We start from the raw sequence: 22,380 nt of genomic DNA on the forward strand, positions 1-22,380 counted from the left end.
CGACCCGGGCCTGAGCGTGATCAGGCGATTAGGTACCAACACCAGTGCCGGCGTTGCATGTGCCGAGTGGCGACGCTTCCAGAGCGGCGCATAGGCCGGTAAAACGACCGGTCACCCAGCCGCCGATCGCCAGGATAGCAAGTATCGCCGCTGCGGCGATAATGCCGACAAGTATGGAATATTCGACCATGGCAGCGCCGTCTTCGTCGTCGCGGAACTGCCGGGTCATCGTCATGAGCTTTTTCATGCCAATTTCTCCCTTTGGAGGTTCGAACCCGACGAGACGAGCCAAGGATGAAGTCCATACCTGAGCATCCCCCGTCATCTCGATCTAAGTCCCGACGAAAATCAGAGTCAAACGGGATTAACCGATCCTTAACTATCCTATACATGGCGGGTGCAATAATATCTCTGCTTAAGCGATGACCAAGACATTGATTCGGCTGATTTTTCTACCCCTCTTAACCATTCGTTCACAATTTGGCCGTGGGTATGGCGGAATTGGGGCAGCATTAGTGACAGTGCATATTCCTTTATATCTAAGGCCTTAGGCGGGCTCCATGACGGCTTTGTGGCAGAAAAGCACTGTGCGAGTCCTCGTGTTCCATTAGGACAGCGTCGCTGACCAAATAAACTTCGCGTTTTCTGATGCTTGATCTTAACTATCTCTGAAGTATTAAATTGCATGGTGCGTGGCTGGCGCTTGTGTCATCCGTGGTTAACGCTTAGTTTCGGTGTGGGGATTAAACGGGGAAAAAGCATCATGTTGGGCCGATTCACCAAGGGGCCAAGCGAACCGCGGGTCGAGCCAAAGGTTGAGCCGATCGTGACGTTGCCAGCCGCGGCGCTTTCCCTTGCAGCCGACATCGAATCGGAAGGTGACGATTTCCTGACGCTCAAGGTCGAGCTCCACCGCCATCTGATCGACCGCTTCAATCTTGCCGCGCTTGAAACAGCATCGAAGGACGAGATCCTGAACGAGATCCGGCCGATCGTGCGCGAGTTCGTTCGCGGCCGCAACGTGCCGCTGAACGCGCGTGAGCTCGACAGGCTGACCAGTGAGACAGCCGACGAGATGCTGGGCCTTGGGCCGATCGAACCGCTGCTCAAGGACGACTCGATCACCGACATATTGATCAATACCCACAAGCGCGTCTTCATCGAACGGCGCGGCGTGATCGAGGAGACGGCGATCCGCTTCCGCGACGAGGCGCACCTTCTGCGCGTCATCAACAAGATCGTCTCTGCGATCGGCAGGCGCGTCGATGAATCGGCGCCGATGGCGGATGCGCGCCTGGAAGACGGGTCCCGCGTCAACATCGCGGTGCGGCCGATCTCGGTGGATGGCCCACTGGTGTCGATCCGCAAATTCTCCAAGAATCCCTATTCACTCGAGCGCCTGATGGCGCTCAATTCGATTCGCCAGCCGATGATCGACCTGCTGCGGATCGCGGTTCAGTCGCGCAAGTCGATCCTGGTTTCGGGGGGCACCGGCAGCGGCAAGACGACATTGCTCAATGCTCTGTCTGGCTACATCCCGGCCAAGGAGCGCCTGATCACCATCGAGGATGCCGCGGAACTGCAATTGCAGCAGCCGCATGTCGGCCGGCTTGAGACGCGCCCCCCGAATGTCGAGGGCAAGGGCGAGGTTCGTCAGCGCGAGTTGCTGAAGAACGCGCTGCGCATGCGGCCCGACCGCATTATCGTCGGTGAGGTTCGCGGCGAGGAAGCCTTCGACATGCTGCAGGCGATGAACACCGGCCATGAAGGTTCGATGACCACCATCCATGCCAACACGCCACGCGACGCGATCTCCCGCCTCGAGCAGATGGTCGGCATGGCCGGCATGCCGATGACCCATGACTCAATTCGGGCACAGATTGCATCGGCCATCGACATCATCGTGCAGACGCAGCGTCTTTCGGACGGTGGAAGGCGGGTCGTTTCAATCTCCGAACTGACCGGCATGGAGGGCAATGTCGTCCAGCTTCAAGAAATTTACCATTTTGTCCGCCGGGAGGTGACGCCGGAGGGCAAAATCGTCGGCGATTTTCGCGCCACCGGCGTTCGTCCCCGCTTTGCCCCGGAGGCGGCGACGCTTGGCCACCATTTTGCCAAGGACGCCTTCAATCCGCAGGTTGCGCTCTGATGCCCACCGGTCAGACTTTGCTCTACTTCATTTATGTGCTCGCGGCCGCCTCGACGATTCTCGCTGGCGAGGCGCTGTATTTTTCCCTTGCCAAGCGCCGCTCGCGAGTCAGAACGATTAACCGCCGGATGAAGCGTCTGGTTGATGAGGTTCCGGCCCAACTGACCTTGCAAGGATTGCTGCGCGAACGCGGGCTGACGGACTCGGGCGACTTTCTCTTTGGCCTGATCGGGTTGAACAGGCTCTATACCCAGTCCGGTATCACCGGAAACCCGCTGTCTTTCGCCGCGACCTTCCTGCTCGCTGGCCTGGGATTGGCGTCGCTGTTGTCGATCTTTCTGGGTTTCTCGACCTTGGTGTCGCTCATCGTTTTTCTGGTGGTCGGATTTGTACTGCCGCTGCTTGTTCTTCGGCGCGCCCGCAACAAGCGGATCCAGAAATTCGCCAAACAACTTCCGGATGCGCTGGACATGATCGTTCGTTCACTGCGCGCCGGACATCCGGCTTCGGTGGCGATTGGTCTCGTCGCCCGCGAAATGCCTGATCCGCTCGGCACCGAATTCGGCATCGTTTCCGACGAAATCACCTTTGGACTCAGCATTGAACAAGCCGTGCGCAAGCTTTCACAACGCGTCGGCTTCGAAGGTCTTCATCTGGTTTCGGTGTCGCTGTCCATTCAAGCCAAGACCGGCGGCAATCTCACCGAGATTCTACACAATTTGTCGTCAGTGTTGCGCGAGAGGCAGAAACTGCGAATGAAAATCAGGGCGCTTTCGTCCGAAGGCCGAGTGTCGGCATGGATCATCTCACTGTTCCCGGTCGCGATGTTCCTGATCCTTCAGATACTTGCCCCAGCCTACTACGGAACCGTCTGGAACAATCCGGTCATCCTGCCTGTGTTCCTGATATTCGGGACATGGGCGCTGTTGGGCGATTTCATTATGTATCGAATGGTCAATTTTGATTTCTGACAGGAGCGAAGCGTAACTTGTTTTCGAACCTCCAGAACCTGAGTATGTTGGTTTCCATTGCCGTTTTCGTGGCGTCGGTGGCACTCTTTCTGTTCGGCGCGCTCGTGTTTTTGCCGGCGCTGCAGACGCGGAAGCTGGTCACACAAAGCCTGATGGCCGAAGGTATTGCCGATCGCCGTTCGCTCGTTGGACAGGAACAACTTGCCAAGATCGCAGCGCAGCGGCCAGTGGAGGCATATTTTCGATCGATCGAAAAGGAGCGGGACGAGCCCAGCGCCTTGGACGCGAAGCTCTTTCGCGCCGGCTTTTATCAGTCAAGCGCGCCACTGATTTACACCTTGTCGCGACTTGGCGCGGTCTGTGTCGGCTTTCTGGCTGCCTATGCGCTACTGTCGCGAGTCCTCCCGCCGGAATTGCCCGCTTTCGTAGCCTTTGCCGGCTCCGCTTTGTTTGGGCTCGCCTGCATCGTGGTTCCAAGCGTTCTGCTCGATCGCTTCGAGAAGGCACAAAAGCGGATCTATCGTCGTGGCTTTCCCGATTTCATGGACATGATGATAACCTGCGCCGACGCCGGCATGAGCCTCGAGGCGGCCGTCGAGCGTGTCAGCGGTGAACTGGCTGGCACCCACAGATGGCTCGGCATCCAGCTTTCGATCATGACTTTGCAGTTGCGCGCCGGCAAGCCGTTGCGCGAGGCCTTGCGCGAACTCGCTGACCGCATTGGTCTTGACGAGGCGCGGGCGCTGGCTGTGCTTTTCAGGCAGTCGGAAGAACTTGGCACCAGTCTCACCGACGCCTTGCGCGTCTACAGCGACGAAATGCGCAGCCAGAGAATTCTGAGTGCCGAAGAGCGCGCCAATGCTTTGCCGGTCAAGATGATGATTCCATTGGGGCTCTGCATCTTCCCGGTCGTGTTGATGGTCATCATGTTGCCGGTGATCATTCGAATGAGGGGCATTTTCTTCTAGACTATCATGTGCTTTGGTCGAGATACGGAGTCGGAGAACTCTTTTGGGGGACGAAATGACAGGGCCAATGCGCCTCGCAGCCGTAGCAAGCCTGCTGCTTATCGTGCTTTCCGGCTGTCAGGCGAATGGGGCTGGTGCCAGCGGCGTCGTCCGTACCAACGAGCCAGCGAAAGGCGACGTGACGGCCTTTGGCGATGCCTTCGACGGGCTGAAGACGGTCAGCGACGTCGAGTATTATGCCTCGGACCAGGCGGTTGCCGAAGCCAAGAACCAGTTCCGCGCGGAAAACTACGGCAATGCCGGCGCCCTGTTCTACAAGGCGACGCAACTGGCGCCCAATGATGGTGGTGCCTGGATGGGCCTAGCCGCCTGCAGCGATCGCATCCGCCGCTTCGACCTCTCCGACCGGGCCTACGCCCGAGCCTTCCGGCTGTTAGGCGCGACACCCGAATATTACAACAATGTCGGCTATTCGTATCTGCTGCGCGGCAAGCTGCAGGACGCGCGCAGCAATTTCCTCAAGGCTTATGAGCTGGCGCCCAATGATCCGACCGTGGCCAACAATCTGCAGCTCCTGTCGTCCAGCGTGAAGAATCTCGAGCGATAGGCGATAGCATGTTGCTCGCCGCATCGCTGCTGAAGGGACTAGCCATTCCTCTGCTGGCAAGGGTCGCCTGGCTCGACTTCACCACCCAAAAGATATCCAACCAGAATGTGCTGCTGCTGCTTTGCCTGGGTTTGGGGTCGCTGCAGCTTCTGTCGGTTCAATCCGGATCGTGGTGGGACATGGGCTTGAGCGCGCTTGGGGGTCTCTTGTTGTTTGTTGCGCTCTTTCCGTTCTGGGCCATGCGCAAGATCGGGGCCGGCGATGTCAAGCTGATGGCGGTGGTGCCGGTTCTGATCGGCGGCAGCGGCCTCCTCGTGTTTTCCGTGCTGCTGCTTCTTTTCGCCCTCGCCACGGCGTTGATCGTGAAAAATCCGTTCATCCTGCCCGCGGGCGCCTTCCGCCTCTACGTTCAGCACCTGGATCGCAAAGGCGTTGTGCCGTTTGGCGTGCCGATCTCGCTCGCAGCGATCTGCACGATAGCGTTTCAGATTTATAGCTACCTGAGGGTCCACGGCGGAGTGCCAACCTGAAATGTAACTGAAAAACCGGCAAGTGCCGGAAACAAGATTGTCGTCGTTTGCCCGCACAGTGTGAGTAGCTGCCACGCAGAGAACGATCGTTTCCGTGGCATCGACGGCACCAACGGCACCATCGCTGGCCAGGTCGGCAACACCATGGTAGACTGGCGTCGTCTTTCGCGAGATTGCGAGGGGCGGCAGTATTCCCATTATCGCGACGGGTCGGGCGCACATTCCCGCTCGGTCATCGATGTGTATACGATCACCGGCTCTGCCTCGAATTCGCGCGTCGATGTCAAAACGGCCGCGGGAATTGACGATCAGCACGCTCACAGTAAGCGCCGATGGCTGCGTTGGCGCATCGGCAAGCGGCGTCGAACCATCGACAGGAGCTATGTCATTCTCTGGTGTCTCGCTGGACGCCGAAGGGCCAGTCCGACAGGCACGTTGGCTGCCATGCGTGCGGGCAGCGGCCCATGCAACTTGCCTGAGTGCCACTGCCATCTATAACGTGCAGGAAACCTCGTCTGCCGGCTTTGAGGCTCTGGTTGCTGTATCGTTCGTGTAGAAAGAGGCCGGGACGACGAACGCCGACTCTCTCTCGGCCGATAACAGGCCTGCTCGGAAGCTCATAAAGACGGACACTCCCATTATCGCAATCGCGCCGGGTTCAATGGCGCGGTTTTCACTATAGGCGATCTTCCGATGTCATCAATCGCAGCGAAGTCCGTCGGCGCGCCTGCAAGGACCGAACCGCAAGGATCGTGACCAGCCCGATGCCTGCGCCGGCGATGACATCGATCAGGTGATGGCCGCCTTCGGGCAGCGTCGAGACGATCATCACAGCGTTCAAGGCAGCAACCGGCCACATTGCGGCGCGCGTGTCTCGGAGCGCGTAGACGACCATCATGCCGAGCGCGGTATGATAGGAGGGGAACGTCACCAGGCCTTCGGCGTGAGTAACGAGCAAGCTGAACGGCTCGCCGGACCGGATCCGCATCAGTTCGTTGAAATGCCACATCCCTGCGCGGGCGGTGAAGTTGCTATAATCGGCCGCGCTTGGCTGGAAATAGGCGTAGGCGCCGGCGGCCGGCACATAGGCCATGACTACCGCAGTAATCACCGAAGAGATTGCCAGCATCGCCATGAACTCGGTCAATCGCAGGCGCTGCCCGGTGAAGGCCAGGAAAAGGAACAGCAGCGGCAGTTGCGGCCCGACTGAGTGGTAGGCGAAGACCAAGGCCTTGGCGACGAGCGGATAGGAGTTGGTCAACTCGAGGAATGCCCGCCAGCGGAACCCGATCTGCCCATCGATCACCGCCAGGGGTTGATCCATCAAGGGCTGGCTCGTCGCGGCGGCCAGGTACATGAAATAGACCGACGCGAAGCCGAGCGGAATGAACAGGACAGCATTCCAGACCAGTGATTTCACGCCACCCGAGGCGCCAGCAATAATGCGGGCGATCCTGGCTTTGTCCCCGGCAATCCGGCGATCGACCACCAGCATGATCGCATAGACGACGGCGAGCATTGCCATCACTTTGGCGAACTCGATGTAGCTTCTCGGGTCAAGGCTGACGTTGGAGCGAGGCGCCCACACAAGGTCGGCAACCACAAAGCCGATGGTGATCACGCCGACTGTGCTGGCGAGCTTCGCTGTGTCGTCAAAACGCATGCTTCCCCCGGTCGAAAAAGGGTCGGCGAGAAACACCGACCCTTTTCCAAATGCCCATGAGCGCTAGAGCGCGCTTGTCAGATCAGGTACCAACACCGGTGCCGGCGTTGCAAGTGCCGAGCGGCGATGCTTCGAGTGCGGCGCAGAGGCCAGTAAAGCGACCAGTGACCCAGCCACCGATGGCTAGAATTGCGAGAATCGCGGCGGCGGCGATGATGCCGACGAGGATCGAATATTCGACCATAGCAGCGCCTGAATCGTCTTGGCAAAACTGCCGGGCCGTCGTCATGAGTGTGTCCATGGACTTCCCCTGTTAACCCGACGTGTCGACGTCGGTGGAAGTAAAATGCGCGGGAGCCAATGCGATAGCATCATTCGAACGAGGGACTAGAGCCGCCTAGAACCCAATGCTGATAAACTGCGGGCAGCCAGTCACCGCATAGCTAGGCGTCGTGAACGTGCCTATTCCCGTGAAATAGTGGCAGGTGGATCCACCCGCTGGGCTCTTCGCCTGATGATAGAGAACCCCTGTCGACGTAGCGAACATCGCGCCAATCGCCCCCGCCGCTATAACTAGGAGCACACCAAGAGAGACGACTACTTTCCGCATTTTCCAGCCCGCGATCTGCCTTCCCCACGGCTATGCCGAGGGCCGACGCTAGGCCGGTGACGAGCGAGCAGCAACAGGATAATATCGGCTGGAGGGAGGGGCTGGTGCTATGGGAATACTTCGACCGCGACAAAAGCCCAAGAAGGCTTACCCAAACAGCGACCGCTTTGAGGAGGATGGTCGCCGCATTTACAGCGCCTATGAAAGAACTAAAAGGCGCCACCGTACAGCTTCAGTGCAGCGCGCTCGCTTCGTCGCGATCATTGCCGTTACATCTGCCATCGCGGTGGTGCTGGCGTGGTGGCTATGGCACCTAGGGTGGCGGCAATGAACGCTTGCAGTGCGCCTAAGGTGATCCGCCTTTGAGGGCGATCAGGGCCAATCAGGATTGCGCTTGCCGCAGCAATCGACGCCCACCAGGCTGCATTGCATGAAGGTCGCCAGCGTCGGCGGTGTCTAGCGCGATTTCGCCACTGGCCAGACCGGTTGTCGTAGCGAGATTTGTCCACTCCTCCCACTCCCCGAGGCAACAATGCATCCGTTGCCGACTGGAGTCGAGTCAGGCAGCCAAGGGTCGACTTTGGCGACGCGCGCCAAGCCAACAGCCATTCCTAAGGCGATCGGCCCGCACTTGGCGGCAGCGCGGGTTTTACCGTCACCGATCGAACCGACTTCATCACAACGAAGGGCGACAATCTCAATCAGTCAGGGCATGACGGCACAGAAGGCATGGCGAAGAGAAAAGGCGGAATCGGATCCGAACTGGCCTTGATGTTCACGCAGATTTGTCTGGAAAACTACGGCAAGCGTCCGAGAAGAAATTTTCGCGGGATCGAACAGATGTGTTGGCTGGAAAATAGGAATGTTAGTCGCTCCGCGAAGGTGATGGCTGAGGCTGAGCGCGCCGAACGCGCCGCGAAGACAGCAAGATTGAAGTCGCTTCGTATGGCAACTCAGAGTGACCTAGGGGTTTCGTTCCCTGAGGAACTAGATTGTTCTCTGCTTATAGCCGCACTGACTCAATGCGAACCACCGGCCGATCGGGACCGCCGAATTGGAGGGGTGCGAGCAAAACAGGATCCCGTTGCCAGATTTTGCTAACGCTATGAATAACCACTAAATTCCGGCGCAATGGTAGCGATCCCGGATCAAATCTCGCTGTGAGTTCAACGGCTGCCTTGATGACGAACTGATGCCTTTCCGAGGCGGCGAGCGCGGAGAGCGCTTCACACCACCAAGGAGGTCTATGCTTTCACCGTGTTCGAAAGCGTTTTCAAGGAATTCGGCCTGCCTGGGGCGACCAGAACCGACAACGGCGTGCCGAAGGACGAGATGTCGGATGCACCGCCGAGGCCAGCGGTTTCGACTAGGAAACCCTTGGCCGAATTGTCGTCCTCGGGCTCGATGGTGCCGATGCCGAGCGGGGGCGGGATAACCGCGACGAAGCGGCGGAAGGCATCGGCCGACAGCCCCAGACTTCGACCTCGACGGCAGCGCCGCCCTCGACGACACGGATCAGCCCCGGCTTGGGCACTGGTTGGCCAGCCAGCGAATAGAGGCAGCTGCCAACGACCACATAAGTTTGTTCGTTTTTGACCAATACACGCGGGCGGATTCCTGTAATCTTCAGAAAACACCGGGCTAACCGGGGGCCAACCAGAAAGGTCGGGGAATGAAATACGTCGTCGATTCGATCGGCGGTCCCGCAGGCGGTGATGCCTGGCAAGCCGCTGTTACCGAAGCCTATTTTCCGCTCGACACCGAGTATCGGAACCGTCGTGAATTTTCAGGCACGCTGGAAACCTTCTCTCTCGGGCTCGTCAGCGTGTCTAAAATGCGCTGCGATGCGGTAAGCTATCGCCGCCATCGCCGCCATTTCCTCAACGAGCGTGACGCCAGCCTGCTCATCACCATCCCGGAGATGTCGGAGGTGAATTTCTCGCAAGGGTCGAGAACCGTCAATTGCAGTCCGGGGGGCTTCCTCGTTGAGAGGGGAGATGCGCCCTACGAATTCTGGCACGGCAAGCCAAACGCGCTGTGGGTCCTGAAGGTGCCGTCATCGAGCGTTCGGGCACGGATCGGATCCGCCGAACGGCTCAGTGCACTCAGTTTCGACGCAACCCAAGGCGTCGCCGCGCTCTTCCTCGACACGGTGCGAACCACGATCGGCCATCTCGATGAGATCACTGAAGTCGCTCGCGAGATGATGGGCAGGCACATCCTGGAAATGCTGTGCCTGTCGATCGTGAGCGATGATCGCGTGCTGGACAGCAGCATCTCGTCGATCCGGGCCGGCCATTTGCATCGTGCCGAGCAGTATATTCGCGACAACCTGAAGAATTCCGGCCTCGGCCCGCAGGCGGTGGCCGATGCCTGCGGCATCTCCCTGCGTTACCTGCAGGTTCTTTTTCAGGACAGCAACCAGTCGATCAACGGCTTCATCCGCGACGCCCGGCTTGAACTTTGCGCCGAGGAGCTGATGTCGGTGACCAACATCAGCAGCGTTGCCGAGATCGCTTACCGCTGGGGCTTCGCCGACCAGTCTCAGTTTTGCAAGCACTACCGGACGCGGTTCGGCTGCGCACCGACGGATACCCGTCGCGAGGCAGCGAACCGGGCAGGCCGCGCTTCGACCTCAAGACAGCGGCACTAGACCCGACGAAATCCGGGCCAATTCCACCATGTTTTACGACGTCATCCCGGCAAGGGGCGGCGAAAGCCGGGCCTTGCCCGCAAAGACCCTGCGAAGGAACTGTCATGAGCAGAATAAGAGTTGCCGTCGATGTCGGAGGGACCTTCACCGACATCTGCATCATGGATGAAGACAGCGGCGCGATCCGCATCGAAAAGACCGCCTCCACGCCTGACGATCCCATGCAGGCCATCATGAATGGCGTGGAGCAGGGCCGCATCGATCTTTCGCAGGTGACGATGTTCTCTCACGGTACGACGGTCGCCACCAATGCGCTGATCACCCGCCGCCTGCCACGCACCGCAATGGTCTGCACCGAGGGTTTCCGTGACGTTGTCGAGATCCGCCGCGCCAACAAGGAAGACCTCTGGGACACCTACAAGGATGTCGCCAAGCCCTATATCCCGCGCCGCGACCGGCTGACAGTCCGGGAACGGGTCAGTGCCGAGGGCACGATCCTGGAAGCGCTGGACGAAGAGGCCGCGCACCGCGTCGCGGAAATTCTCGTGAAACGGCAGGTCAAGTCCATCGCCATCTGCTTCATGAACTCCTATGTCAACGGCGCCAACGAGCGCCGCATGCGTGAGATCCTGAAGGAGGCCATGCCGGATCTGCCGGTCTCGATCTCCTCGGAGGTAATGCCGGAAATCTTCGAGCACGAGCGTTTTTCCACCACCATGGCGAACGCCGTCTGCGCCCCTGTCGTCGTCGACTACGTGTCGCGTCTCGGAGAAAAGCTTGCCGCGGCTGGATACAAGCGAGATCTCCTGTTGCTGCACAGCGGTGGCGGGGTCATGACACCCGCAAGCGTCAGGGATTTCTCAGCCCGGCTCGCAGGATCGGGCATTGCTGCCGGCGCGATCGCAAGCCGCTTCATCGGAAATCTCTGTGGCTTCCCAAACTCGATCGGCTTCGACATGGGCGGCACCAGCACCGACGTCTCGCTCGCATGGAACGGGGAGTCGCGCATCACAAAAGACTGGTACATCGAATTCGGATATCCGATCCGCTTCCCCTCCATCGAGGTGCTGACCATCGGTGCGGGCGGCGGGTCGTTGGCATGGCAGGACGAGGGCGGCAGCTTGCGCAACGGACCGCAGTCCGCCGGCGCCTTTCCAGGCCCGGCCTGCTACAAGAATGGCAACCGCACCGCCACCAACACCGATGCCAATGTCGTGCTCGGCCGTCTCGGCACCAGCCTTGCAGGCGGCAAGATCACGCTCGACCCCGCTCTGGCCGCCCAGGCGGTGCAGGAGACTGTGGCGGCACCCTTCGGCATGGAACTCCACCAAGCGGCCGAGGCGATCATCGCCGTCGCCAACGCAAATATGGGCAATGCCGTCCGGCTTCTCTCCATCAGCCGAGGCTATGATCCACGAGACTTTGCACTCGTCGCATTCGGCGGTGCAGGCGCTTTGCACGGAGCGGCCGTGGCAAAGGAGCTTTCGATTCCAACCGTGATCGTGCCGCCCAATCCCGGCGTCACCTCCGCGCTCGGTTGCCTTCTCGTCGACGTGCAACACGATTTCTCCGAAAGCTTCATGGCCGATGCTTCGACTGTCTCGCCCGCCGAGATGCAGTCGGCGTTTGTCCTGATGGAAAAACAGGCTGTCGAGCGCCTGGCCCATGAGGGCGTGGCGCAGGAAGACATGGCGCTGCAGCGTACGGTCGAGATGATGTACCAGGGCCAGTGGCGCTCGCTTGCGGTGTCAGCCCCGGCGCGGATCGAGAGCATCTGCTCGCTGATCGAGGCATTCCACAACGAGCACGAACGCGAGTTCAACTATCGCCGCGAAGAGGCGCCGGTGTCGATCTTCCGCATCGCGGTCAAGGCGATCGGCATCGTCCCGAAAGCCGAGATACCGCGGCATGAAGTCTTGCCGCATAAGCCACAGCCGGTCGGCCGCCGCAGCGTCTGGTTCGACGGCGCATCTCATGACGCGGCCGTATATGAGCGTGAGCAGCTCAGCGCCGGCGCTGCCTTCACAGGGCCCGCCATTGTCGAACAGTTCGATTCCACCACCGTGGTTCCGCCGGGAATGAGCGCGACCGTCGATGGCTTCCTGAACATTCTCATCGTGACGAAAGGCTGAGACATGACAAAGCTGATTGAAACGAGCCCTGGCCTCGATCCGGTAACGTTCGAGGTGCTGAAGAACTCCTTCATCACCACCGTCGACCAGATGGCCGAACAGATGCTTCGCACCTGCTATTCCTTCGTCATCTACAACCGAGACTTTTCGAACGCCCTGCACGACGCCGATGGCAACTCGGTCGCCCAGGGCAACTACGACATCGCGGTCCATGTCGGTACACTGCACAACACGTGCAAGGAGGTGATCCGAGTCTTCGAAGGCGATATGGCACCCGGCGACGTCTACGCAATCAACGATCCCTATGCCGGCGGTACGCATTTCAGCGATGTTCGGCTCGTCCGGCCGATCTTCGACGAAGACAAACTGATCGGCTTTTCTCAGTCGAACGGACACTGGTCGGATCTCGGCGGCTCGGTGCCGGGTTCCTTCGACGTCACCGCCCGAGACATGTTCCGCGAAGGCCTGCGGATCACGCCGTTGCGCCTTTTCCAGCGCGGCCGCTTCTGCTCCGACGTCGCCAACATGATTGCGGCCAACACGCGCGATCCGGCATCGATCATTGGCGACATCCATTCCCAGGCGCAGGCGACGCAGGCTGCCGAGCGCGAACTGTTGCGGCTGGTCAAGAAGTATGGGCGCGGCCAAGTCATGCGCGGTATGGAGGAGGTTCAGGATTACGTCGAACGTGCCGTGCGAAAGCGTCTCACGGAGCTGCCCGACGGCACCTGGGAGACGGTCGACTACATCGACCGGGATCTCGGTGCCGGCGAAGGCATGATCCCGATCCGCATCAAGATGACGATCAAGGGTGACACGATCCACTACGATTTTACGGGAAGCCATTCGACCATTGCCTCGATGTACAATTCAGCCCCGGGCGCGACCTTCTCGGCCGTGGTCGCCGGCATGAAGACCTTCTTCCCGGACCTTCCACTCAACAGTGGGTTTTACCGGATGATCGAGGTGACCGCGCCAAAGAACAGCATCGTCAGCGCGGAATGGCCGGTGGCGGTGACCGGGTTCCTGATGCCGTTCGAAAAGATCATGAACGCGATCTTCGAGATGTGGTCGAAGATCATGCCCGAACGCGCTATCGCCTGCGCCTTCAACCTCGAATATCTGCTGGCCGGGGGACGGGACGCGCGCAAACCCGAAAAGCCGATCTTCATGTTCTACGAATGGCTGCCCGGCGGCTGGGGCGGGCGTAACGGCAAGGATGGTGCAGATGTCACCACCGCCTGCTTCGGAACCGGGCTGATGTCGCAACCCAACGAAGGCAACGAGCGGGTGAACCCGACTCGGACGATCGAGTTCCAGATCAAGCAGGATTCAGCCGGGCCCGGCAAATGGCGGGGCGGCGTCGGCGTACAGAAAACCTCTTTGTTGCTTGAGGCTGAAAACGCAGTCATGTCCTATATTTGCGACCGCGAGCGCGCTGTCGTCTGGGGTGTCGAAGGAGGCCTGCCGTCGATGCCCCACGGCCTGACCATGAAGCGCGCGGGAGAAGAGACCGAGATCTGGCTCGGCTCCGTGTTCTCCGATTACTCCGTCCACACAGGCGACCAGTTCGCTCGCCCGACGGCCGGCGGCGGCGGTTTCGGCGATCCACTGGAGCGCGAACCCCGCAAGGTGATGGAGGACGTGATCGACGACTACGTTTCTCTGGAGCGCGCCAAGATTGACTACGGCGTGGTGATCCGCGAAATCGACCGCGACCTGTGCCAGTACGAAATCGACGAGACGGCAACCGAAGCTTGCCGCGCCGACATCCGGGCGAAACGGAAGGACTGGGCACGCATGGATCCTGAGGAGATCGCGCGCAAATACCGCTCCGGCGAGATCGATGCGCTCGATGCGGTTCGGCATTATGCCGTGATCCTCGACTGGGAGACTGGCGAACTCCTCCCTAAAACCACCGCCCAGTTCCGTGAGAGCTTTGAGAAAAGGACGGTCGCTCACTGGGCCTGAGTGCCAAAGAGCGCACCGCAAATCTTGCGGGCGCTCGTAGGGACGCCAGAGTTATCTGTTTTTTCGATGCCATACTCAAAGAATTACTATTTCACAGGAGCCTAAAGCTGGAGCAACAATGCTGCAGCGCCGCGAAAGTTGGCTGCTTCCGAGGGGTATGACAGATGGCACCAAGCGTGGAACGATCGTTCGCCGCAGCCAGCACTATTCAAGAGGCAATGGCCGCACGCCGGCAAGGTGCGGCGGTGCTTGCCGGCGGCACCTGGATGATGCGTGATCCACGGCGCGGGGTCGACCTTCCAGAGGCGGTGGTCGCACTCCACCGAATACCGGCCTTGTCTAAGGTCGAAATCGAACCGGACCATGTCGTGATAGGCGCAGCCGTTACCCATGCAGTCCTTGGCCGCGCGTTGCACGGGGCAGTGGGCTTCGAAGGTCTGGTTGCCGCGGCGGACGGTGCGGCCAATCCCGGCATCCGAAGGGTCGCCACCGTGGGCGGCAACCTTTGTGCTCTCGACTTTGCCGCCGCCGATCTCGCCCCTGCGCTTCTCGTCTGTGAGGCGACGGTGGAACTGGAGACGTTCGAAGGCCCAAAACTCCTCGGTATTTCGGATTTCCTCAAAGACAGGCATACGCTGCTGGCCGAAGCGATTGTGACGAGAATTCATCTGCGCCGCGACCTGGTCGCAAGTGCTCATATCCGGCTACCGCTTCGGAAAGCCGGCGACTATCCGGTCGCCATCGTCTCCCTCGGGGTGGACAAGGACAAACGATGTCGCATCGCCGTCGGCTCGGTGGAGCCGGTAGCGCGGCGCTGGACGACGCTCGAACAGGCCATGAGGGCAGGCCCGGCCTCCGCGCTCGATCCGGAACGCGCCGCCGAGCTTGCACTGGAGCACAATGATTTTCAGGGCCGCGACGGCAAGGAAGCGGAGGGTTGGTACCGGCGCCAGGTTCTTCCGCCGCTGGTCAAGCGCAGTGTTGCCGCACTTCTCAAGACCGGGGGCCTGGCATGACCGTGACATTCCAGCTGAATGGCGAGGACTGCCGCTTTGATGGCGATCCGATGACGCCGCTCGTCGACATCTTGCGGCACGAACGATTCCTGACGGGGACCAAAGCCGTGTGCCGCGAAGGCTTTTGCGGCGCGTGCACGGTGCATGTCGACGACGAAGCCGTGCCGTCCTGCCTGAAGCCGGTTGGACTCGTCCAGGGATGCGCGGTGACGACCATCGAGGGAATGAGTTCTGGAAACCAGGCGCTGCACCCGCTCCAGGTCAGTTTCGAGGCGGCCGATGCCGTGCAATGCGGCATGTGTTTTCCGGGAATGGTCATGAGCCTTTCGGCGTTCGTGCGTGACAATCCGCATGCGAGCCGTCCCGAAATCAAGGCGGCGATGGTCGGCAACATCTGCCGCTGCACGGGATATGAGCGGATCGTCGACGCCGTGGCCGAATACCTCGACCAAGCGCGGAAGGCTGGCCAGTTGGTGGGAGGCATCCATGTCTGAGCTGTCCGCCACGGTGATGAATCTTCCCCGCCGCGATGCGCAGGACAAGCTGCGCGGGCGGACGAAATACACCAACGACCGGATTCGCCCCGACATGTTGCATGCCGTGCTGCTGCGGTCGACCATTCCCGCGGGGCGTATCCGCAAGCTCGACGTTTCGGCGGCACTTCGCTGTCCTGGCGTGCGCGCGGTGGCTACCGGCGCCGATGCGCCAGGGCTCTACGGCATCGGCATTGCCGATCATCCGCTCTTGGCGATCGACACGATCCGCTATCACGGCGAGCCAATCGCCGTCATCGCCGCCGAGACGGAAAAGCAGGCGCGGGCGGCACTTGCCGCCATCGTGCTCGAGGTCGAGCCGCTGGCACCGGTGTTCACCATGGCCGAAGCGCTCCAGCCCGCCGCCCGCCTCGTCCACGAGGGCTGGCGCGGCTATGAGGTGATCACGGAGGGCGGTGCACGTGCCGGTAACATCGTATGGGAGGCAAAATCCAGCCGCGGTGACGTCGATGCGGCCTTCGCCCGTCCCGATATACGCGTTGTCGAGAGCAGCTTCACCGTCGGTCGGCAGAGCCATGTACCCTTCGAACCGCGCGTTGCCATCGGCTCCTGGGAGGACGGCCGTGCTCACGTCCAGACCTCGACGCAGGTGCCTTGGACCGTGCGCAACGTCACCGGAAGGGTCATGCAGCTTCTACCCGGGCGTGTGCGGGTCACTGTACCTCCTGTCGGTGGCGGGTTCGGCCTGAAATTCGATGCGTCCATCGAGCCTATCACGGCACTTCTGGCGCGGATGACCGGGCGCACGGTGGTTCTAGAAAACACCCGGCAGGAAGAGATGGCAACCTGCCTCTGCCGCGAGAATGCGGAAATCCGCATTCGGTCCGCGGTCACCGCCGAAGGATACATCGCTGGGCGCGAGGCGGTCGTGCTGATGGATTGCGGTGCGTATGGCGGTGAGCAGGTCTTCCTGACGACGATGACGGCGCACACGCTGGGCGGCAATTACAGGGTTGGCGCAACGCGGCTCGTCAGCCGCGCCGTATACACCAACACACCACCCAACGGTGCTTTCCGAGCTTGCAACGGCGTCTACAACACATTCGCGTTGGAGCGACACACCGACGAAATCTGCGATGCGCTAGGCTTCGACCCAATGGAGTTCCGGAAGAAAAATGTCCTGGGAGATGGTGATCTCGGTGCCACGGGCCAGGTTTTCGAGGCCGACGTGCTGGGTCCGATGCTCGATCGTATGGAGGCGTTGCGTGCCAGTACCGGCACATCAGAAGCGAAGGCCGACGGCAGGCTCTATGGAATTGCGACCACGGTCGGCACATGGTTCGTGTTTGTCGGACCCTCGGCTGCAACGGTGAACTTGAACGCCGACGGCAGCGCAACGCTGGTCACGTCGGGTGTGGAGATCGGATCGGGCACGATGGTACAATCCCTGCCGCAGATGGTGGCTGGGCAGCTTGGCCTCGCTCCCGACCAGGTGATCGTGCGCGAAGCCGACACAGATGCCGCTGGCCTCGATGTCGGCGTTGGCGGTGGGCGCACCACCGTGTCCATTGGTGCAGCGAGCATCGCCGCCTGTGCAGAGGTGCGGGAGAAGCTGCTGCGGACCGCCGGCGAGATGCTCCAGACCCGACCGGAAGACCTGGTGCTGCGGGACGGTCGTGTCGAGATCACCGGACGTCCCGGTTCCGGCATGTCGATCCCCACCGTCGTCGCCCATGCGCAGGCCACCACCGGCCCGATCATAGGAAGCGGAGCCTTTACCGCCAGGAACACTCCGGCAATGTCCGGCTGCGCCATGGGGCATTTCATCGATGCGCTCGACATCCCCGTCTTCGTCGTTCACGAGGCCGAGGTGGCGGTTGATCCGGACACCGGTCATGTCGAGGTGCTGGCCTATCGCGTGGTTCAAGATGTCGGCCGCGCGCTCAACCCACGCGCCATCCTGGGCCAGATACAGGGCGGCGTGGTGCAGGGGCTGGGGTATGCGTTGCATGAGGAGGTGACGCTCACCGCCGACGGACGCATCGCGCAGGACGATTTCGAGACCTATCGCCTGCCGCTGGTGCAGGACGTGGTTCCAGTCGCCGCCGACCTCTACGAGGGCGCACCGTCGATGGGGCCTCTAGGTACCAAGGGCGCGGGCGAGGTCCCGATCCTGGCCGTGGGCGCCGCGATCGGCTGTGCGGTGGCGCGCGCCATCGGCAAGCCGGTGCAGCGACTGCCACTGACGCCGCCGCGCGTGCTTCGACTGCTGCACGAGCGCGAACCACCGCCGGAATTCCCGCACATCGCCCCCGGCTGGGCAGCAAACACTCTGGGTTGAGGCGAGCAAACCATGGTCACCCTGAACTGCGACATGGGGGAAAGTTACGGCAACTGGCGCTTCGGCGACGATGCCGGCATCATGCCTCATATCGATTGCGCCAACATCGCCTGCGGCTTCCACGCCTCCGATCCATGGACGATGCTGAAGACCGTGCGGCTCGCGCTTTCTCATGGAAAGCAGGTTGGCGCGCATCCCTCCCTTCCCGATCGCGAGGGGTTCGGTCGGCGCGAAATGAAACTTCAGCCGGAGGAACTGACAGCCGCCTTCCTCTACCAAATCGGTGCGCTGACAGGAATGCTGGCCGCCGAGGGCGGGCAACTCAGCCATGTCAAACCGCATGGCATCATCTACGGCATGGCCGCGCACGACATGGACACTGCGCGGGCGATTGCCGCGGCGGTCAAGCCGTTCGGCATCCCGCTCTTCGGCATGGCGGGAACCTGTCACGAGACGGCAGCAGCTGAACTCGGCATTGCCTTCGTGGGCGAGTTCTTTCCCGATCTTGCCTACGCTCCCGGCGGCAGCCTGATCATCCCGCGCGTACAGTCGGCCATCGACCTGACGCTCGCCGAGCACCGAATGGTGGGGGCGCTTACCCGACGCGAACTCGTCACGACAGACGGCACGATCCGCCCGGTCGACTTCGACACCGTCTGCATCCACTCCGATCCGCCGAATGCGCGCGACGTCGCCGCGCTGATGCGGCGGATCATCGACACCCATTCCAAAAGCCTCCCATGATTCATTTTTCCGGATCGTGAAAGCTCCACGCACGGGATCGAGGACCATCTCGAACTCACTGCCCGAACCATTCCACAAGCCGCTGAGGACTTCCATGGACGCGCTTTCCAACTCTCTCGCCGCCGCCGACATCGCCACCACAATGCACCCCTACACCAACCTGCGTCAGCACGAACAAACCGGGCCGCTGATCATCAGCCGCGGCGACGGCATCCGAGTGTATGACGAGCGCGGCAAGGAATACATCGAAGGGCTCGCGGGGCTATGGTCGGTGGCCGTTGGCTTTTCGGAAAAGCGGTTGGCCGACGCTGCCTATCAGCAAATGCTGAAGCTGCCATACTACCACACCTTCTCCTCCAAGGCGCATGAGCCGTCCATCCGGCTCGCGGAGAAACTCGTGGAGATGACGCCGGAAAACCTGACGCGTGTCTTCTTCACGTCGTCGGGTTCGGAAGCCAACGACACCATCGTCAAGATGATGTGGTTCATGAACAACGCGCTGGGCCGGCCCAAAAAGAAGAAATTCCTGGCACGGACCAAGGGCTATCACGGCATCACCGTCGCCTCCGGCAGCCTGACGGGCCTGCCGATCAACCATCGCGACTTCGATCTACCGGCGATTCCCGTTCGCCACCTGACCTGCCCGCACTTCTATCGTTTCGGCATGGAAGGCGAAGACGAAGCCGCCTTCACGGCGCGTCTGCTCGCCGAGCTGGAAGCGGTGATCGCGGAAGAAGGGGCTGACACCATCGCAGCCTTCATAGGAGAGCCGCTTATGGCAGCCGGCGGCGTTCTGCCACCGCCGGTCGGGTACTGGGAAGGCGTGGAGAAAATCTGCCGGGCAAATGATATCATTCTGATAGCAGACGAGGTGATCTGTGGTTTCGGGCGGCTCGGCACGCCCTTTGGCTGCCAGAAATTCAGCTTCACGCCCGATATCATGACGCTTTCCAAGCAGATTACCTCCTCCTACATGCCGCTGGCCGCGGTGATGTTCTCGGAGGCGATCTATCAGGCGATCGCCGACAACACCGCAACGATCGGCAATTTCGGCCACGGCTTCACGGCGTCAGGTCATCCGGTTGCCACGGCGGTGGGTCTCGAAAACCTCGCCATCTTCGAGGAGCGGGACCTGATCGGAAACGCGGCCCGCCTTGAGACGTCGTTCCAGGCCGGCATCCGCTCATTCACCGATCACCCGCTTGTCGGCGAAGCGCGGGGCACCGGTCTTATCGGCGCCGTTGAGCTGGTGGCAGACAAGGCGACGAAACGCCCCTTCGCCAAGATTGGGCGCGCAGGGACTATCGCAGGAGGGATCGGCCACGAAGAGGGCCTCATCTTCCGCGCCATCGGCGACCAGCTCGCGCTCTGTCCGCCGATGATCTCGACAGAAGACGATGTGAAGGAAATCATGACGCGCATGGGCCGGACGCTTGAGCGCCTGACCGGTGCGGTTGCCAAGGAGGGACTTGAATGACCCGCATGAAAGCCGAACCGGTCGTCCATATCGACGACGAACGCTTCCGGGTCACCGAATGGCGGTTTGCCACCGGGGCCGAGACCGGCTGGCACATCCATGGCCATGACTACGTCATCGTGCCGCTTACGGACGGCAAGCTCGGTCTCGAAGGCCCGGACGGCGCGCAATCGCAAGCCGCTCTCACCCAAGGGGTGCCCTATTCGCGGCGGACGGGTGTGGCTCACAACGTCATCAATGCCGGCGATGCGCCGCTCGCCTTCCTGGAGGTCGAGGTCGTTGAGGCTGGTGACCTCGCAGCCAGGCGGCTCGCCGTGCTCGACCGGTTCCTCGCGGCCTGGAACGCCCGCGACGTGGGCGCACTGATGGACTGCATGGCTGAGAATTGCGCTTTCCACGGCTCGGCCGGCCCCGATGCCGAAGGGCGCAAGCATACGGGGCGTGACGCCGTGCGCGTCGCCTATGCAGCGCTGTTCGATGCCTTCCCGAAAGCCGTGTGGACCAGGGGACGACACGTCGTGATGGGCGACACCGGGCTTTCATCATGGCGCTTCGTCGGCACCACGGCAGCGGGGCAGCAAATCGAAGTCGACGGCTGCGATATCTTCGCTTTTTCGGGGGAGCTCATAGCGCTCAAGGATTCCTACCGCAAAGCGCGAGGGTAGCGAAAATCTGAATTCATCGGGCAGTGAGGGCGGTCCAAGCGGGCCGCCCTCTTTTTTTCAAAGCAAGATCCTCAAAAGAGGAAAGGCCCGGTCGTCCCAAAGCAACAGGGCCTTTCGCATATCAAGGGCCGGATTATCCGGCCCATCTTCTCCTACTTGAGCAAGGCTTCCATCGGTACCGGCTCGGAAATTGTCCAGTTGCCTACAACACCCGGCTTGCCGGCCTTGGTCTCGACGATCAGGTACCGCGTCTGGTTCTGGTGATGCAGTTCGGGCGTGAAGGTGCGAGGCCCGAACAGCGTCGGCTCATTCTTCATCTTTTCCAGTTCCGCGACGACCGCGTCGGCGTCGGTCGTGCCTGCACGCTCCACCGCCTTGGCCCAGACGTCGACCATGACGTAACCCGGAAAAACATACTGGCTCGAGGGATCGGCGCCTGTCTTCTCCTTGTACGCGGCATTGAACTTCAGCACGGCCGGATTGGGATCGTCGCCATAGATCGATCCCTGAACGGGGACGTAGAAGTTCGTCAGATCAGGTACAGCCGAGAGCCAATAGCTACCGTCGACGCCCGAGCCGTTCAGGATCATGGAGTTGATACCCGCGGCGCGAAGCTGCTTGATGGCCGAGACAGCGCCCGGCATCATCGTGCAAAGCATGATCGCATCCGGCTCCTTCGGCAGAGACTTGATGCGGGTGACCTGCGCGGCGATGGAGGCGTCCTCGTTCTTGAAGGTGTCTTCACCGACAAGCTTCGCGCCCTGCGCTTCGAGCTTCGGCATCATCCAGTCGAAGCCGTCGCAGATGCCCTTGTTGTAGGCCGTCCAGGTATCGAGCAGACGGTAGAAGTCCTTTGCGCCCTTTTCCTTGAATGCCCACTCGGCCATGGTCGCGCCCTGCACGGCCGCCAGCACCGACGCAGAGAAGCTGTGCGGGCCGACACCCTGGATACCGGCCTTGACCGATTCCGCGCACAGGAAGAAGGAGATATTGCCCGCGTCCTCGGCCGCGAGCGCAGCCGGCGATCCGAAGTCGTAGTCGCAGGAGACGACCACGAGATCGGCGCCCTGGTCGAGCACGGAGAGGCCCGCCTTGGCGCCTTCGGCCCGGTCGGACTTGGTGTCGGCTTTGACAACCTTGATCTGCTTTCCAAGCAGACCGCCAGCCGCATTGATCTCGTCGATGCGAATCAAGGCGGCCTCCTGGGCAGGCTTGTCATAGGCTTCCATGAAGCCCGACTCCGCGGTGGCGAAGCCAATGACGATAGTCTCGTCGTCGGCCAGGGCCGGGTATGCAATGGATATCGAGGCCAGAGCGGTTGCGACAATTCTCATTTTGTATGTCATGCACGTCTCCTTTTTTGTTTTCCGGTCGGGCTTGTGCCGCCGG

19 protein-coding genes are annotated in these 22,380 nt (G+C 61.1%); 14 read left to right on the forward strand and 5 right to left on the reverse strand.

Annotation, left to right across the window (positions count from 1 at the left end):
• Positions 1–28: 28 nt before the first annotated feature.
• Entirely contained in the window at positions 29–247 is a 219-nt protein-coding gene (locus tag NKH73_RS10580) for a Flp family type IVb pilin (RefSeq protein WP_352930999.1), read from the reverse strand.
• 516 nt (positions 248–763) lie between these two features.
• On the opposite strand from NKH73_RS10580, the gene NKH73_RS10585 reads away from it, so the two are divergent.
• From NKH73_RS10585 to NKH73_RS10605, 5 genes are read left to right on the forward strand one after another with little or no spacing between them, the layout of a single operon-like run.
• The gene (locus NKH73_RS10585; RefSeq protein ID WP_352931001.1) at positions 764–2,149 is read left to right on the forward strand and encodes a TadA family conjugal transfer-associated ATPase; all 1,386 of its coding nucleotides are present in this window, start codon (positions 764–766) and stop codon (positions 2,147–2,149) included.
• A complete protein-coding gene (locus NKH73_RS10590) occupies positions 2,149–3,120 on the forward strand; it encodes a type II secretion system F family protein (RefSeq protein WP_352931003.1) in 972 nt (323 codons plus the stop codon). The genes NKH73_RS10585 and NKH73_RS10590 overlap by 1 nt, the downstream gene beginning before the upstream one ends.
• A 44-nt stretch (positions 3,121–3,164) precedes the next feature.
• The gene (locus NKH73_RS10595) at positions 3,165–4,088 is read left to right on the forward strand and encodes a type II secretion system F family protein (RefSeq protein WP_352931005.1); all 924 of its coding nucleotides are present in this window, start codon (positions 3,165–3,167) and stop codon (positions 4,086–4,088) included.
• A 55-nt stretch (positions 4,089–4,143) separates the two neighbouring features.
• Positions 4,144–4,695: a tetratricopeptide repeat protein gene (locus tag NKH73_RS10600; RefSeq protein ID WP_502893893.1), complete on the forward strand. Its 552-nt coding sequence runs from the start codon at positions 4,144–4,146 to the stop codon at positions 4,693–4,695.
• Positions 4,696–4,703: 8 nt separating this feature from the next.
• Complete coding sequence (locus tag NKH73_RS10605) at positions 4,704–5,225, forward strand: prepilin peptidase (protein ID WP_352931009.1); 522 nt, start codon at positions 4,704–4,706, stop codon at positions 5,223–5,225.
• A 676-nt stretch (positions 5,226–5,901) separates the two neighbouring features.
• On the opposite strand, the gene NKH73_RS10610 is transcribed toward NKH73_RS10605, so the two are convergent.
• The 3 genes from NKH73_RS10610 to NKH73_RS32575 all read right to left on the reverse strand — a co-directional run bounded on the left by NKH73_RS10610 (position 5,902) and on the right by NKH73_RS32575 (position 9,135).
• On the reverse strand, positions 5,902–6,888 hold the full coding sequence (locus tag NKH73_RS10610) for a phosphatase PAP2 family protein (protein WP_352931011.1): 987 nt from the start codon (positions 6,886–6,888) through the stop codon (positions 5,902–5,904).
• A gap of 82 nt (positions 6,889–6,970) precedes the next feature.
• Positions 6,971–7,189, reverse strand: a complete 219-nt coding sequence (locus NKH73_RS10615; RefSeq protein WP_352931013.1) for a Flp family type IVb pilin — start codon at positions 7,187–7,189, stop codon at positions 6,971–6,973.
• Positions 7,190–8,742: 1,553 nt separating this feature from the next.
• Complete coding sequence (locus NKH73_RS32575; RefSeq protein WP_502893894.1) at positions 8,743–9,135, reverse strand: allophanate hydrolase-related protein; 393 nt, start codon at positions 9,133–9,135, stop codon at positions 8,743–8,745.
• A 35-nt stretch (positions 9,136–9,170) separates the two neighbouring features.
• Between NKH73_RS32575 and NKH73_RS10625 the strand changes: the two genes are divergently transcribed.
• The 9 genes from NKH73_RS10625 (at position 9,171) to NKH73_RS10665 (ending at position 20,991) form a co-directional block, all read left to right on the forward strand.
• On the forward strand, positions 9,171–10,151 hold the full coding sequence (locus NKH73_RS10625) for an AraC-like ligand-binding domain-containing protein (RefSeq protein WP_352931015.1): 981 nt from the start codon (positions 9,171–9,173) through the stop codon (positions 10,149–10,151).
• A gap of 104 nt (positions 10,152–10,255) precedes the next feature.
• A complete protein-coding gene (locus NKH73_RS10630) occupies positions 10,256–12,283 on the forward strand; it encodes a hydantoinase/oxoprolinase family protein (protein ID WP_352931018.1) in 2,028 nt (675 codons plus the stop codon).
• A gap of 3 nt (positions 12,284–12,286) precedes the next feature.
• On the forward strand, positions 12,287–14,254 hold the full coding sequence (locus NKH73_RS10635; protein WP_352931020.1) for a hydantoinase B/oxoprolinase family protein: 1,968 nt from the start codon (positions 12,287–12,289) through the stop codon (positions 14,252–14,254).
• 164 nt (positions 14,255–14,418) lie between these two features.
• Entirely contained in the window at positions 14,419–15,270 is an 852-nt protein-coding gene (locus NKH73_RS10640; protein WP_352931022.1) for an FAD binding domain-containing protein, read from the forward strand.
• On the forward strand, positions 15,267–15,764 hold the full coding sequence (locus NKH73_RS10645; RefSeq protein WP_352931024.1) for a (2Fe-2S)-binding protein: 498 nt from the start codon (positions 15,267–15,269) through the stop codon (positions 15,762–15,764). Before NKH73_RS10640 ends, NKH73_RS10645 begins: the two co-directional genes overlap by 4 nt.
• Positions 15,757–18,105, forward strand: a complete 2,349-nt coding sequence (locus NKH73_RS10650; protein WP_352931026.1) for a xanthine dehydrogenase family protein molybdopterin-binding subunit — start codon at positions 15,757–15,759, stop codon at positions 18,103–18,105. The genes NKH73_RS10645 and NKH73_RS10650 overlap by 8 nt, the downstream gene beginning before the upstream one ends.
• 12 nt (positions 18,106–18,117) lie before the next feature.
• Entirely contained in the window at positions 18,118–18,849 is a 732-nt protein-coding gene (locus NKH73_RS10655) for a LamB/YcsF family protein (protein ID WP_352931028.1), read from the forward strand.
• Between the two features lie 94 nt (positions 18,850–18,943).
• Positions 18,944–20,326 carry an aspartate aminotransferase family protein gene (locus NKH73_RS10660; RefSeq protein ID WP_352931030.1) on the forward strand — a complete coding sequence of 461 codons (1,383 nt, stop codon included), beginning with the start codon at positions 18,944–18,946 and terminating at the stop codon, positions 20,324–20,326.
• Complete coding sequence (locus NKH73_RS10665; RefSeq protein ID WP_352931032.1) at positions 20,323–20,991, forward strand: nuclear transport factor 2 family protein; 669 nt, start codon at positions 20,323–20,325, stop codon at positions 20,989–20,991. The genes NKH73_RS10660 and NKH73_RS10665 overlap by 4 nt, the downstream gene beginning before the upstream one ends.
• A 152-nt stretch (positions 20,992–21,143) precedes the next feature.
• Here the strand turns inward: NKH73_RS10665 and NKH73_RS10670 are convergent, their stop codons facing one another.
• A complete protein-coding gene (locus tag NKH73_RS10670) occupies positions 21,144–22,337 on the reverse strand; it encodes an ABC transporter substrate-binding protein (protein WP_352931034.1) in 1,194 nt (397 codons plus the stop codon).
• Positions 22,338–22,380 lie beyond the last annotated feature (43 nt).

It is taken from the genome of Mesorhizobium sp. M0938, from assembly GCF_040319125.1.
In the GTDB taxonomy this organism is placed as follows: Bacteria; Pseudomonadota; Alphaproteobacteria; order Rhizobiales; family Rhizobiaceae; genus Mesorhizobium; species Mesorhizobium robiniae.

Excerpts from the sequence above, each read along its gene's own strand:
- NKH73_RS10600 (WP_502893893.1), top strand. The coding sequence starts at position 4,144 with ATGACAGGGCCAATGCGCCTCGCAGCCGTAGCAAGCCTGCTGCTTATC.
- NKH73_RS10595 (WP_352931005.1), top strand. The coding sequence starts at position 3,165 with ATGTTGGTTTCCATTGCCGTTTTCGTGGCGTCGGTGGCACTCTTTCTG.
- NKH73_RS10650 (WP_352931026.1), top strand. The coding sequence starts at position 15,757 with ATGTCTGAGCTGTCCGCCACGGTGATGAATCTTCCCCGCCGCGATGCG.
- NKH73_RS10640 (WP_352931022.1), top strand. The coding sequence starts at position 14,419 with ATGGCACCAAGCGTGGAACGATCGTTCGCCGCAGCCAGCACTATTCAA.
- NKH73_RS10630 (WP_352931018.1), top strand. The coding sequence starts at position 10,256 with ATGAGCAGAATAAGAGTTGCCGTCGATGTCGGAGGGACCTTCACCGAC.
- NKH73_RS10615 (WP_352931013.1), bottom strand. The coding sequence starts at position 7,189 with ATGGACACACTCATGACGACGGCCCGGCAGTTTTGCCAAGACGATTCA.
- NKH73_RS10645 (WP_352931024.1), top strand. The coding sequence starts at position 15,267 with ATGACCGTGACATTCCAGCTGAATGGCGAGGACTGCCGCTTTGATGGC.
- NKH73_RS10625 (WP_352931015.1), top strand. The coding sequence starts at position 9,171 with ATGAAATACGTCGTCGATTCGATCGGCGGTCCCGCAGGCGGTGATGCC.
- NKH73_RS10590 (WP_352931003.1), top strand. The coding sequence starts at position 2,149 with ATGCCCACCGGTCAGACTTTGCTCTACTTCATTTATGTGCTCGCGGCC.
- NKH73_RS10670 (WP_352931034.1), bottom strand. The coding sequence starts at position 22,337 with ATGACATACAAAATGAGAATTGTCGCAACCGCTCTGGCCTCGATATCC.
- NKH73_RS10660 (WP_352931030.1), top strand. The coding sequence starts at position 18,944 with ATGGACGCGCTTTCCAACTCTCTCGCCGCCGCCGACATCGCCACCACA.
- NKH73_RS10580 (WP_352930999.1), bottom strand. The coding sequence starts at position 247 with ATGAAAAAGCTCATGACGATGACCCGGCAGTTCCGCGACGACGAAGAC.
- NKH73_RS10665 (WP_352931032.1), top strand. The coding sequence starts at position 20,323 with ATGACCCGCATGAAAGCCGAACCGGTCGTCCATATCGACGACGAACGC.
- NKH73_RS10610 (WP_352931011.1), bottom strand. The coding sequence starts at position 6,888 with ATGCGTTTTGACGACACAGCGAAGCTCGCCAGCACAGTCGGCGTGATC.
- NKH73_RS10585 (WP_352931001.1), top strand. The coding sequence starts at position 764 with ATGTTGGGCCGATTCACCAAGGGGCCAAGCGAACCGCGGGTCGAGCCA.
- NKH73_RS10635 (WP_352931020.1), top strand. The coding sequence starts at position 12,287 with ATGACAAAGCTGATTGAAACGAGCCCTGGCCTCGATCCGGTAACGTTC.
- NKH73_RS10605 (WP_352931009.1), top strand. The coding sequence starts at position 4,704 with ATGTTGCTCGCCGCATCGCTGCTGAAGGGACTAGCCATTCCTCTGCTG.
- NKH73_RS10655 (WP_352931028.1), top strand. The coding sequence starts at position 18,118 with ATGGTCACCCTGAACTGCGACATGGGGGAAAGTTACGGCAACTGGCGC.